Below are 19,644 nucleotides of genomic sequence, written 5' to 3'. Positions count from 1 at the left end.
GCCGTTCGGCTACGGCATCACCAAGTCGTCCCCGAGTTCTGGATTTGCCAAGATGCACCTGAAAACCCTGTTTCTTGCCGTCGCTGCGACCGTCGCGCTCGCTTCGTCCAGCGCATCGGCGCAATCCGCCGCCGAGCCGGCGTACGGGCCGGAATTGCAGGGTTTCGACTATCCCTATCCGGTCGAGCACTACCGCTTCCGCTCGCAGGGGCAGCAGCTCGACATGGCTTATCTCGACGTCAAGCCGGCGACGCCGAACGGTGAGACCGCGGTGCTGCTGCACGGCAAGAATTTCTGCGCCGCGACCTGGGACGGCACCATCAAGGCGCTCAGCGGCGCCGGCTATCGCGTGATCGCGCTGGACCAGATCGGCTTCTGCAAGTCCTCCAAGCCGGAACGCTATCAATTCACCTTCCAGCAGCTCGCCGGCAATAGCCGCGCGCTGCTGGCGTCGCTCGGCATCGAACATTCCATCATGGTCGGCCACTCGACCGGCGGCATGCTCGCGATGCGTTACGCGCTGATGTATCCCGAGGCCACCGACCGCCTGGTGCTGGTCGATCCGATCGGCCTGGAGGACTGGAAGGCCAAGGGCGTGCCGTGGCTCAGCCTCGACGGCTGGATGCAGCGCGAGACCCGCGTCACCGCCGACAGCATCCGCGCCTATGAGCGCGCGACTTATTATGCCGACACCTGGGATCCGTCCTACGAGACCTGGGTGCAGATGCTGGCCGGCATGTATCGCGGCGAAGGCCGTGCCGCCGTGGCGTCGAGCTCGGCGCGGCTCTACGACATGATCGCGACCCAGCCGGTGTTCTACGAGTTCGAGCAGATCAAGCCGCCGACCCTGCTGCTCGTCGGCGACAAGGACACCACCGCGATCGCCAAGGACACCGCGCCGCCCGAGATCCGCAAGACGCTCGGCAATTATCCGTTGCTGGGCAAGGCGGCCGCGAAGCGGATTCCGCATGCGCAGCTGATCGAATTTCCCGACCTCGGCCACTCGCCGCAGATCCAGGCGCCGGCGCGCTTCCACGACGCGCTGCTCGGCTGGCTGCAGCATCCCGAAACCGGCGCGACGCTGGTCAAATAGCCCGATCTAGCCCTGCTCGGCGGTGCGCTTGGTGCGCTCCCGCGCGCTGGCGTGCACCGGCGACGATTTCCGCGCGCCGGGGCCCGGATGCACATGGACGTGCTTCGCGCTCAGCGGCGCGCCGCATTCCGAGCAGACCATGACCGGGTCGAACATCTTCCCGCAGGTCTTGTGTTCGTGCAGCAACGGCCGGCCGCGCGCATCGACCATGTGGACGTTGCCCCAGTGCACGATCGACATGATAATCGGATAGAGGTCGAGCCCCTTCTGCGTCAGGATGTATTCGTAGCGCTTCGGCGCCTCCTGATAGGGGATCTTTCGCAGCACGCCGAACCGCACCAGCTTCTTCAGCCGGTCGGCGAGCAGATGCCGCGTGATGCCGAGCGATGCCTGGAAGTCGTCGAACCTGCGGATGCGCAGGAAACATTCGCGCAAGATCAAGAGGCTCCAGCGGTCGCCGATCACGGCCACCGTGCGGGCCAGCGAGCACGGCTCCTCCTCGAGGGCATCCCATTTCATCGGTGTCTCCTGCGGTCTGCGACGGCATCGCAACTAAAATTCTAAAACAGAACTGACGTCATTTCAATATGATGCCTGCGCGATAGCCACCGTCCGGCTATTGGATGACAAATATCATATTGACAGTTCTAAAATAGAACTTATGGTCCGCCCACGATCAACCGGCGGCGACAGGCGGCCGCCAATCGAAGGGAAGGGCGTTCCATGGCTGCTCCGCTCAAGGTCGAATTCCATTTCGATTTCGGAAGCCCCAACGCCTATCTCGCCGAGCTTGCGCTGCCCGGGATCGAGAAGCGCACCGGCGTCAAGTTCGACTACATCCCGGTGCTGCTCGGCGGCGTCTACAAGGCGACCGGCAACATGTCGCCCGGCGAGTCGCTGCGCGGGATCAAGAACAAGCCCGAATACAACGCGCTCGAGACCGAGCGCTTCCTGCGCCGCCACAACATCACGAAATTCACCATGAACCCGTTCTTTCCGGTCAACACGCTGGCGCTGATGCGCGGCGCGGTGGCCGCCCAGTTCGAGGGCGTGTTCGAGCCCTATTTCCGCGCGGCCTACAACCACATGTGGGTCGAGCCGAAGAAGATGGACGACCCGCAGGTGTTCCGCGAAGCGTTCCTGTCCTCGGGTCTCGACATCGACCGTCTGATCGCCCGCGCCCAGCAAGATGACGTCAAGAAGAAGCTGATCGACAACACCAGCGACGCGGTCGCGCGCGGTTCGTTCGGATCGCCGACCTTCTATGTCGGCAGCGAGATCTTTTTCGGCAAGGACAAGGTGCGCGAAGTCGAGGAAGAGATCGTCGCGCAGTTGGCTGAGAGGCAGCGCAAGACTGCTTGAGCGGAAAAGTCCTCAACACAACAAGCCCAAAGGGCAGCGACAGGGAGGTTTCAGTGCAGGCGCCGATCCGGATTATCGAAGGAAGTGTCGAAGGCTTGCCCAACCGCATCCACGAGGTGATCGATCATCACGTGACGGCGACGCCGGATCACCCGGCGCTGATCGACGACAAGGGGCAGCTGACCTATCGCGAGCTCGATCGAACGGTCAGTCGTGTCGCCGAGGCGCTGCAGGCGCTCGGCATCCGAGCCGGCGACCGCATGATGATCGTGAGCGAGAATTCGATTCCGCTCGCGTGCCTGCTGCTGGCGGCGAGCCGACTCGATGTCTGGTCGATCGTGGTCAATCCGCGGCTGTCAGCGCGGGAGCTGGATCAGATCAGGGATCACAGCGGCGCCCGGCGCGTGTTGCTGACCGCCGATGTGTCGCAGGAAGCGGCCGCCCATGCCGCGCGCTACGAGGCTGCCGTGCAGGATGTCGGCCCGCTTCGTGGCGTCGCCGTCACCGGCCTGAATCTTGCGACCACGGCCGAGCCGGTCGAGGCCGATGGCGCCAACCAGGTCGCAGTCCTGATCTACACGTCCGGCACCACGGGCACGCCGAAGGGCGTGATGCTGACCCATCGCAATCTGCTGTTCAGCGCCCGGGGCACCGCGGGCTTCCGCAAGATGGCGGCCGACGACGTGCAGTATTGCGTGCTGCCGATCTCGCATATCGTCGGCATCTCGCTGCTGACCATGACCCTGATGGTGGGCGCCACGGTGCGGCTGGTCGCCAAGTACGATCCGGCCGCGCTGGTCAAGGCGATGGCTGAAGAGGGCATCACGATCCTGAACGGCGTGCCCGCTACCTATCAGCGCCTGCTCGAATACCGACGCAACGCCGGCCTGCCCAAGCTCGATCGCGGCCGGTTGCGGGTGATCTCGGTGGCCGGTGCGCCGCTCGACCTTGAGCTCAAATCCCGGGTCGAGCAGGAGCTCGGGCTGCCGCTGCTCAACGGCTACGGCATCACCGAATGCTCGCCCGGTATCTCCGGCGTGCGGCCCGACAACCCGCGGGCCGACCACGCGGTCGGCACTGTGATGCCGGGCCTCGAGGCAAAGCTGGTCGGCCGCGACCTCAGGCCGGTTGCACCGGGCGAGGTCGGCGAGCTGCATGTTCGCGGCCCGAACGTGATGCGCGGCTATTACCGCGCGCCCGATCTGACCGCCAAGGCGATCGATTCCGACGGCTGGTTCAATACCGGCGACCTGGCCCGCTTCGACAATGACGTCCTCTATATCGTCGGACGCACCAAGGAGATGATCATCCGCTCCGGGTTCAACGTCTATCCGGCAGAGATCGAGGCGGTGCTGAGCACGCATGATGCCGTTGTGCAGTGCGCCGTGGTCGGCCGGCCGGTCGAGGGCAATGAGGAAGTCGTCGCTTTCGTGCAGCTGATCAAGGGTTCGACCGCCACCGTGCAGGACCTGATGGCCCATATTGCTCCGCAACTCACCTCGTACAAGCGCCCGTCCGAGATTATCCTGATGGACGCGCTGCCCGCGACGTCGACGGGCAAGCTGCTGAAGCACAAGCTCGCGGAGTCGCTGCGCAGCTGAAGCTGGGCCGTCACCGCAAGCCAGTTCACTCAAATTCGACCGGAGTACACCATGCAGAAGAGAAACAAGACGGTGGCCGTCATTGGTGCCGGTGATTTCATCGGCGGCGAGATCGCCAAGAAGTTCGCCTCCGAAGGTTTTACGATCTTCGCCGGCCGCCGCAATGGCGACAAGCTGGCGCCGCTGGTCAAGGAGATCGAGGCCGCCGGCGGCGAGATCCATGCGCGCTCGCTCGATGCGCGCAAGGAGGAGGAGATCACGGCCTTCCTCAACGACGCCGACAAGCATGCGCCGCTGGAGGTCTGCATCTTCAACATCGGCGCCAACGTCAATTTCCCGATCCTGGAGACCACCGAACGCGTGTTCCGCAAGGTCTGGGAGATGGCCTGCTACTCCGGCTTCCTGGCGGGGCGCGAGGCGGCGCGGCTGATGCTGCCGCGCGGCGAGGGCAACATCTTCTTCACAGGCGCCACCGCCTCGCTGCGCGGCGGCAGCGGCTATGCCGCCTTTGCCAGCGCCAAGTTCGGCCTGCGCGCCGTGGCGCAGGCGATGGCGCGCGAGCTTGGTCCGAAGAACATCCATGTCGCGCATCTGATCATCGACTCCGGCGTCGACACCGAATGGGTGCGGCAGCGCCGCATCGAGGCGCTCGGTCCGAACGCGCTCGACAATCCCGATTTGCTGATGCCGCCCGCTTCGGTCGCGACGTCCTACTGGCAGCTCTACCAGCAGCCGAAGAGCGCCTGGACCTTCGAGCTGGAAATCCGGCCCTTCGGCGAGAAGTGGTAGGGAGCATCACAGATGGAGCTCGCGCTATCCCCTGAAGACGCGGCGTTTCGCGACGAAGTCCGCGCCTTCATCAAGGACAACTATCCGGCGGAGATGCGCGTCCCCAATCCGGAGACCGACCTCTCCAAGGAGCAGATGCTGCTCTGGCATCGCATCCTGCACAGGAAAGGCTGGATCGCACCGCTCTGGCCCAAGGAATATGGCGGGCCCGGCTGGTCGATCACCCGCCGCTTCATCTTCGAGCAGGAGACGACGCGCGCCGGCACGATGCCGCCGCTGGCGTTCAGCGTCACCATGGTCGGCCCCGTCATCTACACGTTCGGCAACGCGGCGCAGAAGGCAAAATTCTTGCCGCGTATCCTGTCCGGCGAGGACTGGTGGTGCCAGGGTTATTCGGAGCCGGGCTCCGGTTCTGATCTCGCCACCGTCCGCACCAAGGCGGTGCGCGACGGCGACTACTACATCGTCAACGGCCACAAGACCTGGACCACGCTGGCGCAGCACGCCGACTGGATCTTCTGCCTGGTCCGCACCGATCCTACCGCGAAGCCGCAGTCCGGCATTTCGTTCCTCCTGATCGACATGAAGTCGCCAGGTGTGACGGTCCGCCCGATCATCACCATCGACGGCTCGCACGAGGTCAACGACGTCTTCCTGGAGAACGTCCGTGTCCCCGCAGAGAACCTGATCGGCGAGGAAAACAAGGGCTGGACCTACGCCAAATTCCTGCTCGGCAATGAGCGAACCAGCATGGCCGGCATCGGCCGCTCGACGCGCTACATCGAGCGGCTGAAGAAGATCGTTAAGGCCGAGATCCCGGAAGACGATCCCGCGCATCTGGAATTCATCAGGGATATCGCCCGCGTCGAGCTCGACGTGCTGGCGCTGGAGGCGACCGAGCTGCGGGTCGTCGCGCAGATGGCGCGCGGCATCGACCCGGGACCGGCGGCATCGCTGTTCAAGATCCGCGGCACCGAGATTTTCCAGGATATCACCGAGCTGACGCATCGAGCGATCGGCAATTACGGCCTTGCGATCCGCGAGCAGCCGGCCAGCGCCAATCACTTCATGCCGGGGCCGGACTACGGCCATACGGCATCGGAGAAATATCTCAACTCGCGCAAGCTCTCGATCTACGGCGGATCGAACGAGATCCAGCGCAACATCATCGCGAAGGCGGTGCTTGGACTCTAGAGCATGATGCTCAAACAAGGACTCGCAGCGCATCACATTGCGCTTTGGCGACAGCGGCACGACAGAGGATCGGATGGATATCCAGTTCACGGAAGAGCAGGAATTGTTGCGGTCCAGCGTGCAGCGGCTGCTGCGCGACCGGTATGATTTCGATGCGCGCCGCAGGATCGTCGCGAGCGAAGACGGCTTCAGCCGCAAGCATTGGGCCGAATTCGCCGAGCTCGGCCTGCTCGCCGCGCCATTCTCGGAAGCCGTGGGCGGCCTCGGCGGCGGTCCGCTGTCGACCATGATCATCATGCAGGAGTTCGGCCGGCATCTCGTGGTCGAGCCCTTCGTCGAGGCCGTCGTGGTTGCGGGTGGCCTGCTCGAGCAGGCAGGGTCCGACGCGCAGAGGCAGGCCTTCATTGCGGACATCATCGCGGGATCGAAGCTGTGGGCCCTCGCTTGGTCCGAGAAGGGCTCGCGGTTCGATCTTGCTACCGCTACCACCACGGCGCGCCGCGACGGTGACGGCTACGTCCTCACCGGCGAGAAGACGGCGGTGATGGCCGCGCCCTGGGCGGATTATCTGATCGTCTCCGCGCGCACCTCGGGTCATCGCCACGATCGCGGCGGCGTCAGCCTGTTCGTGATCGATCGCCACGCCGCCAATCTCGATTTGCAGAGCTTCAGGACGATCGATGGCCGCCGGGCGGCCGAGATCAACCTGCGCGGTGTGCGCGGCGAGCTGCTCGGCAAGGAGGGCGACGGCGTTGCCGCGCTGGAAGCCTGCCGCAACCGCGCCATCGGCGCGCTCTGTGCCGAGGCAGTCGGCGCGATCGGCGAGTTGAACGACGCAACCCTCGACTACTCCAAGACGCGCAAGCAGTTCGGCGTCACGATCGGCAGCTTCCAGGTGCTGCAGCACCGGATGGTCGACATGTTCATCGCGCATCAGGAGGCGCTGTCCCTGATGCAGCATCTCTCGCTCAGCCTTGCCGATGATGACGCCGGGATTTCCCGGCTGGCTTCCGGCGCAAAGTCCAAGATCGGTTATGCCGGCAAGTTCGTGGCCGACCAGGCGGTGCAGCTGCATGGCGGCATGGGCATGACCGATGAGCTCAATGTCGGCCACTACTTCAAGCGGATTTCCTCCATCAACATCCAGTTCGGCGATCCCGCCTACCACGTGCTGCGCTACGCGCAGCTCGACGCGGCCGCTTAAAATCAGAGAGGCTAAGCATGTCACAGGATGCAGTCATCGTTTCCACCGCGCGCACCGGCGTCGGCAAGGCCTATCGCGGCGCGCTCAACAACACCGACGGCCCGACCCTCGCCGGCCATGTGATGGCCGAGGCCGTCAAGCGCGCCGGCATCGCGCCCGGCGAGGTCGAGGACGTGGTGATGGGCTGCGCCATGCAGCAGGGCACCATGGTGATGAACGTCGCGCGCAAGGGCGCGATCCGCGCAGGGCTTCCGGTCACGGTTGCCGGCACCACCATCGACCGGCAATGCGCTTCCGGTCTGCAGGCGATCGCGGTCGCGGCACGGTCAGTGATGCTCGATGGCGTCGAGATCGCGATCGGCGGCGGCATCGAGTCGATCAGCCTGGTGCAGAACGAGCACATGAATCGGTTCCATGCCGTCGACGACGAGCTGATGGCGATGAAGCCCGAGATGTACATGTCGATGCTGGAGACGGCGGAGGTCGTCGCCGAGCGTTACGGGATCGGCCGCGACAAGCAGGACGAGTACAGCCTCGAGTGCCAGCGCCGCGTCGGCGCCGCGCTGCAGGGCGGCCGCTTCAACGACGAGATCGTGCCGTTCACGACCAAGATGGCCGTGGTCAACAAGGACACCAAGGAAGTGAGCTTCCAGCAGGTGACGCTGGCCAAGGATGAGGGTCCACGTCCCGACACCACCGCGGACGGTCTGGCAAAAATCAAGCCGGTGTTCGAGGGCAAGACCATCAGCGCCGGCAATGCCAGCCAACTCTCGGACGGCGCCTCGGCCTGCGTGATCATGAGCGACAAGATCGCCGCGCAGAAGGGGCTGAAGCCGCTCGGCATCTTCCGCGGCTTCGTCGCCGCCGGCGTCGAGCCGGACGAGATGGGCGTCGGCCCGGTCGCGGCGATCCCGCGGCTGTTGAAGCGGCACAATCTGAAGATCGACGATATCGATCTCTGGGAGCTCAACGAGGCCTATGCGGTGCAGGTGATCTATTGCCGCGACAAGCTCGGCATCGATCCGGACAAGCTCAACGTCAACGGCGGGTCGATCGCGATCGGCCATCCCTATGGCATGACCGGCGCGCGGCTCACCGGCCACCTCCTGATCGAGGGCCGGCGGCGCAAGGCCAAATACGGCGTGGTGACCATGTGCATCGGCGGCGGCATGGGCGCGGCCGGCCTGTTTGAAATCGTCCACTGATCGGAAGCGTGGGAGAGACTTGTGAAGACAGCAATCACTGAATTGTTCGGCATCCAGCATCCGATCATCCAGGGCGGCATGCACTATGTCGGCTTCGCTGAAATGGCGGCCGCGGTGTCCAACGCCGGCGGCCTCGGCATCATCACCGGCCTGACTCAGCGGACGCCGGAACTGCTGGCCAAGGAGATCGCGCGTTGCCGCGACATGACCGACAAGCCGATCGGCGTGAACCTCACCTTCCTGCCGAGCTTCACCGCGCCGCCCTATCCGGAATACATCGCGGCGATCCGCGAGGGCGGTGTCAAGGCGGTGGAAACCGCGGGCCGCAGCCCGGAGCAGTACATGCCGGCGCTGAAGGCGGCCGGCATCAAGGTGATCCACAAATGCACCTCGGTGCGGCATTCGCTGAAGGCCGAGAAGATCGGCTGCGACGCGGTCAGCGTCGACGGCTTCGAGTGCGGCGGCCATCCCGGCGAGGACGACATCCCGAACATGATCTTGCTGCCGCGCGCGGCGGACGAGCTTAAGATCCCGTTCGTCGCCTCGGGCGGCATGGCCGATGCGCGCAGCCTCGTTGCCGCGCTGTCGATGGGCGCGTCCGGCATGAACATGGGCACGCGCTTCATCGCGACCAAGGAAGCGCCGGTCCATGCCAATGTGAAGCAGGCGCTGCTCGATGCCGACGAGCTCGACACCCGCCTTGTGATGCGTGCGCTGCGCAACACCGAACGGGTGCTGAAGAACAAGGGCGTCGACGAACTGCTCGAGATCGAGCGGGAGAAGGGCGCCAAGCTGAAGATCGAGGACATCCACGAGCAGGTCGCCGGCGTCTACCCGAAAGTGATGATCGACGGCGAGATGGATGCCGGGGCCTGGAGCTGCGGCATGGTGGTCGGCTTGATCCACGACATTCCGACCGTCAAGGAGCTGATCGATCGCATCATGAGCGAGGCCGAAGCGATCATCCGGCAACGGCTGACCGGCTTCCTCGACGGCAGGTTCGAAACCACGGCGGCCCGCGCGGTCGCCTGACGGGAGAGTGCCATGACCGAGCATGTCAAAGTGGATGTCGCCGCCGGCGTCATGACGCTGACCTTGCAGCGGCCCGAGAAGAAGAATGCGCTCACCGGCGCGATGTATGACGCGATGTCGAACGCGTTGAAGCAGGCCGAGGCGGATCCAGCCGTCCGCGTGATCCTGTTCCAGGGCGACGGCGACAGCTTCACAGCAGGCAACGACCTGGCCGATTTCGCGAGCCAGGCGCGCGGCGAGAGCGCGGTCGATAGCCCCGCGCATCGCTTCATCGAGACCATCAGCAAGGTCGGCAAGCCGCTGGTCGCGGCCGTGCAGGGCAATGCGGTCGGCATCGGCACCACCATGCTGCTGCACTGCGACCTCGTCTATCTCGCCGAGAGTGCGCGGCTGATCACGCCCTTCGTCAACCTGGCGCTGGTGCCGGAAGCGGCATCGAGCTGGCTGCTTCCCTTGAGGATCGGGCACGCGCGCGCCTATGCGATGTTCGCGCTCGGCGAGCCGATGGACGCGCAGGGAGCGCTGGCATCCGGCCTTGCCAACGCCGTGGTGCCGCTGGCTGATCTGCGCAAGAAAGCCCATGACGCGGCGATCGCATTGACCAAGCGGCCGGCGGGTTCGCTCGGCATGACCAAGCAGCTGATGCGCGAGCAGCAGCGGATCGCAGCGCAGATTGCCGAAGAAGGCGTGCTGTTCAAGCAGCGGCTGACGACGCCCGAGGCGCGCGAGGCCTTTGCCGCATTCGCCGAGCGGCGACAGCCGGATTTCACCAAGCTGTCGGCCTGACCGACAGTGGGATCCACGGACACATTGAGGGAGTGACAAGCATGGGCGTCGTCGGCAGCCATCAATATCCCGGCATGGAATCCGTGATCTACGGCAAGCCGGCGGCCGAGGCGCTGCGCGAGGAGGCAGAGCGGCTCGGCGCGAAGCGCGTCTATCTGATCGCCAGCCGGACGCTGAACACCACGACCGACGAGATCGCGAAGATCCGCAAAGCGCTCGGCGATCGCCACGCCGCGACCTTCGACGGCGTGCCGCAGCACACGACGCGGGATGTCGTGACGCAGATCGCGCGGCAGGCGAGCGAAGCCAAGGCCGACCTCGTTGTCGCGATCGGCGGCGGCTCGGTGGTCGACGCGGCGAAGATCGTGCTGATGTGCATGGAGCACGAGATATTCGAACCCGCAGGGCTCGACGGCTTCGAGACCACGCCGGACCGCCGGTTCGGGCCGTTCCGCAACCCGAAGGTCCGGATGATCGCGATCCCGAGCACACTGTCGGGCGGCGAGTACAATTCGGGCGCGCTGGTCACCGACAGCAGCCGCAAGCTGAAGCAGATCTTCAACCACCCGATGATGATGCCGCGCAGTATCATCCTCGATCCCGCGATCACCAGATATACGCCGGAGAAGCTCTGGCTCGGCTCCGGCACACGCGCGATGGACCACGGCATCGAGGCGATCTGCTCCAGCCGCCCCAACGTGCTGGTCGATACGGTGTGCCAGCAGGGACTGCGCTATCTGCATCACGGCCTGCTGCGCACCAAGGCCAATCCGGACGACGACGCGGCGCGGCTGAGCTGCCAATTGGGCTCGTGGCTATCGGCGTTCGGGTTGCAGTCGCGGGTGCCGATGGGCGCAAGCCACGCCATCGGCCACGTGCTCGGCGGCACCTGCGACGTGCCGCATTACTTCTGTACGGCGGTGATGATGCCGAGCGTGCTGCGCTACAACCGCCCCGCGACGGAAACCGCCCAGCAGGCGATTGCCGCCGCGCTCGGCGCGCCCGGCCGCGACGCCAGCGAAGCGTTCGCCGGCTTCATCGCGGAACTCGGCCTGCCGCGGCGGCTGGCCGATGTCGGCGTCGGCGAAGACCGCTTCGAGTTGATCGGCCGCAACGCCATGCTGTCGATCTTCACGCGGACCAATCCGCAGCCGATCCGCGAGCCCGGCGACGTCGTCAAGATCCTGAGATTGGCTGCCTGAAGCAACAGCACCTGGAGCCGCCATCATGGCCGCCTTGCGCATCTTCTCCTATCTGCCGAACCCGCGGGTCTGGAAGGCGACCATCGCGGCGCGGTTCGTCGGCATCGACGTCGAGGTCAGGGGCGCCTCCGGCAAGGAGCTGCGCGACTGGCTGTGGGACTACGACGCCCATCCTCTTACCGAGCAGGAGCGCGCTGAGCTCGCTTCGCTGGCGCGGACCGGCCGGGTCGGGCTGACCGGTGCGCAGCTGTTCAAGACCGATGCGTTCATGGCGGCGCAGCCGTTCGGCAATGTGCCGGCCGCGTTCGGCGCCGACGGCAAGGTCGGGATCTTCGAATCGAACAGCATCATGCGGGCGGTGGCGCGGCTCGGTGAGGCGAAGTTCAAGCTCTATGGGCGTGACGCTTATGAGGCGTCGAGGATCGACAGCTTCCTCGACGTAAGCCTGGTGTTTGCGCGGGACACGCAGATCTATCTGCTGGCGCTGTCGGGCGGCACGGTCGATGCCGCGATTCATGCCCGCGCCAAGGATGCGTTCGCGATCTATGCCGCGGGGATCGAGCAGGCCCTATCGCCACGGCGAGAGGCGCTGGTCGGGGACGGCATCTCGATTGCCGACATTTGTCTGGCCGCCGAACTTGCGCTGTTCATGAACGAGCACGGGCGGATCGAGCAGCTGCATAGGCAGGGGTTGGACAGGATCCTGCATCCCGGGGTGCTGGATGCGTATCCGCGGATGTTCGCTCACTTTGCTCGGCTGGTCGAGCACGAGCACATCAGGCCGGACCTCAAGCCGTACGTCGAGAAGCTGCGGTCGAAGGCGGCCGCCTGATCTCGAGGACTGTAAGCTGCAACGCGGAGGATCGACTGCATGACCGCACCCGTCTGTCTGATATCCGGCGTTGGACCCGGCACAGGTTCGGCGCTCGCGCGGAGGTTCGCCGAAGGCGGCTATCGGGTCGCGCTTCTCGCCCGGAACGAGGAGCGTCTCGCCGCGCTCGAGCAGCAGCTGCCGGGAGCCAAGGCCTATCGGTGCGACGTTTCCGACCCGGTGCAGGTCGAAGCGGTGGCATCCGCTGTGGAGCGCGATCTCGGCCATCCCAGTGTCGTGATCCACAACGCCGTTGGCGGCGCGTTCGGGACGTTCCGCGAGATCGATCCGCAGATTCTCAATCGCAACTTCCAGGTCAACACGATGGGCCTGTTGTATCTGGCGCGGCGGTTTGCTCCGGCGATGGTCAGCGCCGGCAAGGGCGCCATCATTGCGACCGGCAACACCTCGGCGTTGCGCGGCAAGGCCGGCTTCGCCGGGTTCGCGCCGACCAAGGCGGCGCAGCGTATCCTGGCCGAGGCCATGGCGCGCGACCTCGGGCCGCAGGGCGTTCACGTCGCCTATCTCGTGATCGATGCGGTGATCGATCTGGAATGGACGCGCAAGCGCTGGCCGCAGCGGCCGGATGAGTTCTTCATCAAGCCGCGCGCGATCGCGGACGAGGCCTGGCACGTCGCCCATCAGGACCGCAGCGCGTGGTCGTTCAACGTCGAGATCAGGCCGTTCGGCGAAGCCTGGTAGGCGCCGCGCGGTCGCTAGAGCCGTCAATTCATAAAAGCCAAAGGGGAGTCGCATGTCGTTGAAGACGTTTGCCGTGTCCGTTGCTGTTCTCGCGGGCCTTGCCGCCGCGCCTGTCCGCGCCGAAACGCCCGGCGTCTCGGAATCGGAAATCAGGATCGGGGCGACATTCCCGTTCAGCGGCCCGGCATCCCCGCTCAGCAATACCGGCAAGGGCCTGATCGCCTACGTGCATTCCATCAATGATCGCGGCGGCATCAACGGCCGCAAGGTCGACCTCATCACCTATGACGATGCCTATTCGCCGCCCAAGGCGGTTGAGCAGACCCGCAAGCTGATCGAGAGCGACGAGGTGGCGTTCCTGTTCAGCCCGCTGGGAACGCCCGGCATCGGCGCGACCATCAAATACGTGACCGCGAAGAAGGTGCCGCACCTCTTCGTCGTCAGCGGCGTGACCAAGTTCGCGAACTTCGCCGAGTTTCCGCTGACCACCACCGGGCTGCCGAGCTACAACACCGAAGGAAAGATCTACGCCAAATACATTGCCCAGACGGCGCCCGACGCGAAGATCGCGATCCTCTACCAGAACGACGATCTCGGCCGCGACTTCGTGGCCGCGTTCAAGGAGACCCTGAAGGGCGAGTTCGACAAGAAGGTGGTGACGTCTCCCTATGAGGTCACCGAGCCCACGATCGAATCCCGCGTGGTGACGCTGAAGGCGTCGGGCGCCCAGGCATTCCTGATCGCCGGTACGCCGAAATTCGCGGCGCAAGCCATCAAGAAGGCGAGCGAGATCGGCTGGACGCCGCTCACCATCGTGAATTACGTCTCGAGCTCGGTGTCCGCAACGATCGTCCCAGCGGGGGTGGACAAGGCGGTCGGCGTCGTTGTCGCGACCATCACCAAGGATCCGAACGACAAGAAATGGGCCGACGATCCCGGCATGAAATGGTATCGCGCCCACTTCGAGAAATATCTTCCCGGCGCTGACATCGGCGACAACAACTATCTGTTCGGGACCCAGCAGGGCCAGATCCTGGAACAGGTGCTGAAGCAGTGCGGCGACGACCTGTCGCGCGAGAACATCGTGAAGCAGGCGCGCAACATCAAGGGGCTGGTGCTGCCGACACTCATGCCGGGGATCACGATCAACACCGGGCCCGCCAACAGCATGGCCTATACGCAGCTTCAGCTGCAGCGCTGGACCGGGAGCTCATGGGAGCAGTTCGGCGGCGTGCTGAGCGCCGAGCCGAATTGAGCCGTCGTGTCGATTGCTCGCGTGCTAAAGCGCGATGTGATTTGGTTGAATCGTCATCGCGCTTTAGCTCTTTGACTGAGCATGATCTTTTCGGAAAACCGCTTCGCACTTTTCCGGATCATGCTTTAGTGGAGCCGGCGTGCAATCGGCTTCGCCAGTGCGCTGTGCCAGTCCCATTGCGATGATCGGTCACCTGACCGCAAGCTCGCCACAAGCGCCGTGGTCTTCGGCTGCACCCGCGAGCCGTCGATCACCTCGAGCTGGCCGCACCGGTTGAGGGTGTGGAGCTTGCGCCCGGCCCATAGCGGGCCGGGCTTGAGCAGATGTCGAATGGCCTGCTTGTACGTCGTGGGCGACAGCTCGAGCACTTCGGCAAGGCCGAGCGCCGCGCCGTATCCGTTGCTGCAGTCCTGCACCGGCCGCCACAGTCGGCCGTTGACGGTCACGAAGTTGCCGGCCGGCCGTGTGGTCGCGCGATCCATCAGGATCGGATTGGCGGCATGCGGTTGCCAGGGGCCGAATAGATGCTCGGCGTAGTAGATCGCCAGCGTGTCGGAATAGCCGCCGCTGCCGTCGCGCCAGGCGCCGAACATGTAGTGGAGGCCGTTGTGCTGCGTGATCGTCACGTCGGCAAGTTCAAGGCCGGTCAGCAGCGTTGAGTGCCGCTCCCACTTGTCCGGAAAGCGGACGCATTTGTAGATCGGAACGTCCCGCTGCGCAGTGCTTTCCGGGATCATCCAGAGCTCGCCGTTATCCTCGATCAGGAACGGGTAGGACAGATGCCAGGGTTCTTCGAGCACCGGCATCACCGTGCCGATCGGCCCGCTGCCGTCGAACTCGATCGCGGAAATGATGCCCTTGCCGGTCCGGTGGTCGAGGTCTTCGAAGAAGACGAACGTTCGGCCCTGCCATTTCACCGGAAACGGATCGGCATAGAAATGGTTGCCGGGATCGCCGAGCACGTTCCAGGCCGGTCCCGACAGGTCGCCGGTGCTCCAGATATCCGTATTCCAGGCGAAGCGCCAACCGACATGCCAGTGCGGCGCGTAGCAGCACAGGCGATAGATTTCCTTCGCGATCGAAGTCGCCACGCCGCGCACGACAAAGGGTGCCGGATTTGGCGCTGCGCTGCTGCTCGCCGGGACAGCCAATTGCGGCACCAGCCGCGGAGCTCCCGAAAGTATCGGCGGCAGCATCGCCAGCGTGCGTGCCATCACGGTATCGAGCCCGCCGCTGAGGCCGGCCGCAATTTCCGCGGAGGGATGGCCGCGGTCCATCACCGCGCCGTCGAGCTCATTGACGATTTCGATCACCGGCAGGTCGCCGGCGAGAATGGCCGAAAGTGCCGCGCTTTCTCCCACGTGCCCGTTGAACCGCGGACGGAGATAGAGCCTGGCGGCGCAATTCGGATCCCGCGCGGCGCTGGTGAAGTCGACCACCACGTCGGGGTTGCCTGCACGCGGACGCTCCGGGATCGTCTTCAAGCGGTCGGCGCCGCCGGTCTTGCCCTTGCGCAGGACGATGCGTTCGAGCTCGAACAGCATGTCGAGGCCGGCAGGTCGCGGCTCCGGCGTCGTGGTCCAGGCGATCTGAACGGGAATATCCTGATCGTTGACGCGGAGGTGCTCGCGGCACATCCAGAGCCGCGGCTGCGCGCGATCGCAGCGAAACTCGATAATCATGGCCAGCCCAACTTCCTAGTGCGCGTCCGCCCCCACAGCGTCGCCGAGAATGCGGACGTATTCCTCTATCATGGCATCCAACGAATAACGCGACTTCAGGCCCACGGCGCTTTGCCGCAGCCGGTCGCTCAACACACGATCGGTCAGGACCTGCGACACGGCGGCCGAGAACTCGGCCTCGTTCGCAGCGTCGACGAATACCGCGGCAGGCTGTCCCTGGCAGGACAGCACCTCGCGCAACACGGGCAGATTGTTGACGACGCAGGGAATGCCGGCGCTCGCGGCTTCGACCGCGGCAAGGCCAAAGGTTTCGGCCTGCGTGGGGAATACGAAAACGTCGAGGCAGGCCAAGAAATCGGCCATCTGGCGCGGCGGAATCTCGCCGATGAAGTGCAGCCGGTCCGATACCTTCAGCTCGTCCGCCACGGCTCTCAGCCGCCCCTCATCCGCGCCCTGGCCCGCGAGCGCTAGGTGCCAGGATGGATCGGCGGCGAGCAGGCGAATGGCCGCATCGAGCCGCTTGTGCGGGTGCAGCCGCGCTGCGCAGCCGAGCAAGGTACGGTCCGGCGGCAGCTTGAACTGCTGCCGCGCCGCGTCCTTCGGCAGGCTGTGCGACTTGTCGTCGAAGCCGTGCGGGACGTGCTTCATGCGCGATCGATAGGGCGCCGGATAGCGCGCATATTCGCGCTCCATGTCCCGCGAGTTCAGCGTGATGCACTGGAAGAAGCCGGTCGAGCCCATGATAATGTCGGCCGCGCGCACCGGCATGCTCATCGACAGCGCCGAGGATACCTGGTTGGCGATCACGGGCGCGCGGCTGACGAGGCGCGACACGCCGCCGCCGATCACATTGCCGAAGTGCTGGAAGGTCAGGACGACATCGGGCCTGATGGTCCTGAGATGGCCGGCTAGCGTCCACAGCATGCGCAGCAGCGCCACCGGATTTCCCGGGCGGGTCTGCGCGCAATAGAACGTATTGGGCGGTTCGTCGAAGGAATCCGATTTGCGGAAGAAGAACAGGTTGGTGATGTCATAGCCGCGCGCGGTGAGGCCGGCGCCGAGCAGCCGCGAGATCTCCTGCGCGCCGGCGTTCTCCGCCTGGGTCTGCACCAGGAGAACGCGCAGCTTTGGCTTGCTCTCGTTCGATCGATCGCGTGATGCGGTCGATGCCTCGCGCAATTCGGTGCTTGGCGCGTATTGGAGCACGGATTCCTCACCCGTCGAAGGAGTGGATGCGTCTCCTTCATTGTTGCGCGCGTGGCTATCACGCAAAGCGTGTTCATGCACCGTGTAGCGCGTGTTGAGGTTACCGCTCATTTAGCAATCAGACATGTGTCAGAAATTGAGAGCTATTATCTCACAGCAGGGTACACCCGGCTCGTTAACTAATTGGTTACGGCCGCGCAGAGAGGGGGTAACCGGCGATTAACCATAGATATTTACGTTGGAGCAGCACTGTCAGTTGAATTCGAGTCAGAACCCATGAAGTTCGGTCGCCGCATAGGCCCGAGACGTTCCGAAGTCACGGAACCCGCAGCGTCGTGGGAAACTGCCGGCGTACCGGCCGGGCAATCTAGGGCGGAAACCACCAAGGGCGTGCTTAGCATTCCGGGTGTGTTGGCGTTTTTTCGCGAGAAGGGTCAACGCATCCTGATGCTCGCCGCGGTCATCTTCGCGGTCGGTATCATTTTGTTGATGCTGATTCCGGCGCGCTACGCCGCGACGGCGCTCGTCGTCGTCGACCCGCGCGAGCAGCGCGTCACCACCGACCAAGATGTCCTGCCCGGGATCGGCCAGGATGCCGCAGCGCTGCAGAGCTACGTCGAAATCGCCAAATCCGACGGATTTCTCGGGCCGCTGATCGATCAGCTCAAGGTCGCCGAGGACAGCGATGTGTCCGGTGGCACGACCGATCCCACGCGGCTGCTCGACCGGTTTCGCAAACGGCTCGACATTTCCCGGCGCGGATTAACCTATGTTATCGCCATCACGTTCACGTCGAACAACCCGCAGCGAGCGGCCTATTACGCCAATGCGGTGGCCGAGGCGTTCGTCGCCAGCCAGCGCGGAACGCGCACCGTGGCGACCGATGAAGCGGCCGATTGGCTGAAGAGCCGGCTCAAGACATTGAACGACCGGCTGCGGTCGTCGGAAGATGCCGTCGCCAAGTTCAAGCTCGAGCACCGGATCGTCAACGCCGGCAAGGAATCCACCACGCAGCAGCTGCGCGTCACCGACCTGTCGCAGCAGGTCGCTGCGGCGCGCGCCCGCACCGAGGAAGCCAAGGCGCGCTATGAGCAGTTGCAGCGCGACCTGAAGGCCAATGTCGATGGGCCGGTCAAGCAGGATCTGCTGAGCGCGCTGCGGGCCCAGCGTTCCGCGCTCAACGACCAGATTGCGCAGAAGCGCGGTGTGCTCGGCGATCGTCATCCCGACCTCGTGATGGCGCTCAGCCAATTGAGCGATCTCAACCGGCAGATCGAGATCGAGCGCAAGAAGAACATCGACACCGCGAAGTCGGAATACGAGGCGCAGCGCGATCAGCAGACGGCGCTCGAAGACCAGTTGAAGGCGGCCGAGCAGCAAATCCTGGTCGACGGCCAGGCGTTCGTCAAGTTGCAGGAGCTGCAGCGCGACGCCGACGCCAACAAGAACATCTATGAGCAGTTCCTGTCGCGCTACAGGACGACCGACGAGCAGCGTGGTCTTCAGAACTCGCAGACCAAGGTCGCATCTCCGGCGACGCCGCCGATTCGTTCGACGCTTCCGCCGCTGCCGCTGCTGCTCGTCGCGCTCGCGATCGTCTCGCTGCTGACGTCGACGGCGATCGTCGCCGTTCCCGGTCTCGATCTGCTTCCGACCAAGAGCATTCCGCCGCTTCGCAGAGCCGAGGCGCCCGCGCCCGCACTGGCTCCGGCGGCGCCGCATCCTGCGCTGCCGCCGGGATTGCCGGTGCTGGCCCGCATTCCCGACATGATATCATCAGATGCCGTCAGGAGCGTCTGGCAGACCCCGATTTCGACAACGGCCGAGCCCGATCTCAGTGCGCATCTTCAGTTGCTGATCGAGAACATCGAGCAGCTTCCGGGTGAGCACGGCAAGGTGGCGCTGCTGCTGTCGGTCGAGACCGGTGCGGGCGGCAGCACCGTCGCACGGTCGCTCAACCGGTCCGCCGTCAAGAACGGGATGCTCAGCGTCCTGATCGAGATGGAAACCAGGCGCACAGAAATTGCGCCGCCGCAGGGCTCAGGGATCATCAAGGCCGATTTGCCGTCGGTCGTCGAGCTGCTCGGCGCGAGCAGCAAGGCGCCGCCCTATCCGAAGGACGACATTCGCGCCGATTTCGGCCTGATCATCGTCGACGCATCGTCGCTTGCCTTGCAGCCGGCCGTGGTCGCGCTGGCCGCACAAGCTGACCTCGTGATCCTCGTGGTCCGCGAGGGCGCCGCCGACGCGGCAGCGATCGGCAAGGCGCGGGCCGATCTGTCGAAGTTCGGTTCGGTCCCGATTGCGCTCGTCGTCAATCGCGTGGCGGCCAATGCCGCGGCTGGCAACCCGCAGCGCGAAGCCCTGGGATTGGCGAGCTGAAGCTCTAGATTCTAGTTTTCGCGTTTTCTTTATGCGAACCGGCGTCCATTCCGCGTCATGTGCGGGACAGGCTCTCGC

General features: G+C 64.8%; 17 protein-coding genes. 14 read left to right on the top strand and 3 right to left on the bottom strand.

Going from position 1 to position 19,644, the window contains the following annotated elements:
• Nucleotides 1-52: 52 nt before the first annotated feature.
• Nucleotides 53-1,093, top strand: coding sequence for an alpha/beta fold hydrolase (locus tag ACVISU_RS13540; RefSeq protein ID WP_456707269.1), 1,041 nt, complete (start codon nucleotides 53-55; stop codon nucleotides 1,091-1,093).
• A gap of 6 nt (nucleotides 1,094-1,099) precedes the next feature.
• Here the strand turns inward: ACVISU_RS13540 and ACVISU_RS13535 are convergent, their stop codons facing one another.
• On the bottom strand, nucleotides 1,100-1,612 hold the full coding sequence (locus ACVISU_RS13535; protein WP_050402602.1) for a winged helix-turn-helix transcriptional regulator: 513 nt from the start codon (nucleotides 1,610-1,612) through the stop codon (nucleotides 1,100-1,102).
• Nucleotides 1,613-1,816: 204 nt separating this feature from the next.
• Here ACVISU_RS13535 and ACVISU_RS13530 point away from each other — a divergent pair, with 204 nt between their 5' ends.
• The 12 genes from ACVISU_RS13530 (at nucleotide 1,817) to ACVISU_RS13475 (ending at nucleotide 14,296) form a co-directional block, all read left to right on the top strand.
• Complete coding sequence (locus ACVISU_RS13530; protein WP_456707268.1) at nucleotides 1,817-2,455, top strand: DsbA family protein; 639 nt, start codon at nucleotides 1,817-1,819, stop codon at nucleotides 2,453-2,455.
• A gap of 53 nt (nucleotides 2,456-2,508) precedes the next feature.
• The gene (locus ACVISU_RS13525; RefSeq protein WP_456707267.1) at nucleotides 2,509-4,056 is read left to right on the top strand and encodes a class I adenylate-forming enzyme family protein; all 1,548 of its coding nucleotides are present in this window, start codon (nucleotides 2,509-2,511) and stop codon (nucleotides 4,054-4,056) included.
• 51 nt (nucleotides 4,057-4,107) lie between these two features.
• The gene (locus ACVISU_RS13520) at nucleotides 4,108-4,845 is read left to right on the top strand and encodes an SDR family oxidoreductase (protein WP_050402599.1); all 738 of its coding nucleotides are present in this window, start codon (nucleotides 4,108-4,110) and stop codon (nucleotides 4,843-4,845) included.
• Between the two features lie 12 nt (nucleotides 4,846-4,857).
• A complete protein-coding gene (locus ACVISU_RS13515) occupies nucleotides 4,858-6,039 on the top strand; it encodes an acyl-CoA dehydrogenase family protein (RefSeq protein ID WP_456707266.1) in 1,182 nt (393 codons plus the stop codon).
• Between the two features lie 73 nt (nucleotides 6,040-6,112).
• Nucleotides 6,113-7,243, top strand: a complete 1,131-nt coding sequence (locus ACVISU_RS13510; RefSeq protein ID WP_456707265.1) for an acyl-CoA dehydrogenase family protein — start codon at nucleotides 6,113-6,115, stop codon at nucleotides 7,241-7,243.
• Nucleotides 7,244-7,260: 17 nt separating this feature from the next.
• Nucleotides 7,261-8,448: an acetyl-CoA C-acyltransferase gene (locus ACVISU_RS13505; RefSeq protein ID WP_244069180.1), complete on the top strand. Its 1,188-nt coding sequence runs from the start codon at nucleotides 7,261-7,263 to the stop codon at nucleotides 8,446-8,448.
• Between the two features lie 21 nt (nucleotides 8,449-8,469).
• A complete protein-coding gene (locus ACVISU_RS13500; RefSeq protein ID WP_050402595.1) occupies nucleotides 8,470-9,480 on the top strand; it encodes an NAD(P)H-dependent flavin oxidoreductase in 1,011 nt (336 codons plus the stop codon).
• A gap of 12 nt (nucleotides 9,481-9,492) precedes the next feature.
• The gene (locus tag ACVISU_RS13495; RefSeq protein WP_456707264.1) at nucleotides 9,493-10,266 is read left to right on the top strand and encodes an enoyl-CoA hydratase-related protein; all 774 of its coding nucleotides are present in this window, start codon (nucleotides 9,493-9,495) and stop codon (nucleotides 10,264-10,266) included.
• A 41-nt stretch (nucleotides 10,267-10,307) separates the two neighbouring features.
• Nucleotides 10,308-11,468, top strand: a complete 1,161-nt coding sequence (locus tag ACVISU_RS13490; protein WP_456707263.1) for an iron-containing alcohol dehydrogenase — start codon at nucleotides 10,308-10,310, stop codon at nucleotides 11,466-11,468.
• Nucleotides 11,469-11,493: 25 nt separating this feature from the next.
• Nucleotides 11,494-12,300 carry a glutathione S-transferase family protein gene (locus tag ACVISU_RS13485; protein WP_050402592.1) on the top strand — a complete coding sequence of 269 codons (807 nt, stop codon included), beginning with the start codon at nucleotides 11,494-11,496 and terminating at the stop codon, nucleotides 12,298-12,300.
• Nucleotides 12,301-12,339: 39 nt separating this feature from the next.
• The gene (locus tag ACVISU_RS13480) at nucleotides 12,340-13,041 is read left to right on the top strand and encodes an SDR family NAD(P)-dependent oxidoreductase (RefSeq protein ID WP_456707262.1); all 702 of its coding nucleotides are present in this window, start codon (nucleotides 12,340-12,342) and stop codon (nucleotides 13,039-13,041) included.
• 52 nt (nucleotides 13,042-13,093) lie between these two features.
• Nucleotides 13,094-14,296 carry an ABC transporter substrate-binding protein gene (locus tag ACVISU_RS13475; RefSeq protein WP_456707261.1) on the top strand — a complete coding sequence of 401 codons (1,203 nt, stop codon included), beginning with the start codon at nucleotides 13,094-13,096 and terminating at the stop codon, nucleotides 14,294-14,296.
• Between the two features lie 125 nt (nucleotides 14,297-14,421).
• Here ACVISU_RS13475 and ACVISU_RS13470 read toward each other — a convergent pair whose 3' ends face one another.
• Nucleotides 14,422-15,978: a glucosamine inositolphosphorylceramide transferase family protein gene (locus ACVISU_RS13470; protein ID WP_050402589.1), complete on the bottom strand. Its 1,557-nt coding sequence runs from the start codon at nucleotides 15,976-15,978 to the stop codon at nucleotides 14,422-14,424.
• A gap of 15 nt (nucleotides 15,979-15,993) precedes the next feature.
• Nucleotides 15,994-17,184: a glycosyltransferase family 4 protein gene (locus ACVISU_RS13465; protein ID WP_456707260.1), complete on the bottom strand. Its 1,191-nt coding sequence runs from the start codon at nucleotides 17,182-17,184 to the stop codon at nucleotides 15,994-15,996.
• A gap of 276 nt (nucleotides 17,185-17,460) precedes the next feature.
• Here ACVISU_RS13465 and ACVISU_RS13460 point away from each other — a divergent pair, with 276 nt between their 5' ends.
• On the top strand, nucleotides 17,461-19,566 hold the full coding sequence (locus ACVISU_RS13460; RefSeq protein WP_456707259.1) for a GumC family protein: 2,106 nt from the start codon (nucleotides 17,461-17,463) through the stop codon (nucleotides 19,564-19,566).
• The last annotated feature ends 78 nt before the right edge of the window (nucleotides 19,567-19,644 follow it).

The sequence above is a fragment of the Bradyrhizobium sp. USDA 4452 genome (genome assembly GCF_054063575.1).
This window is presented reverse-complemented; position numbering and strand designations above follow the sequence as displayed.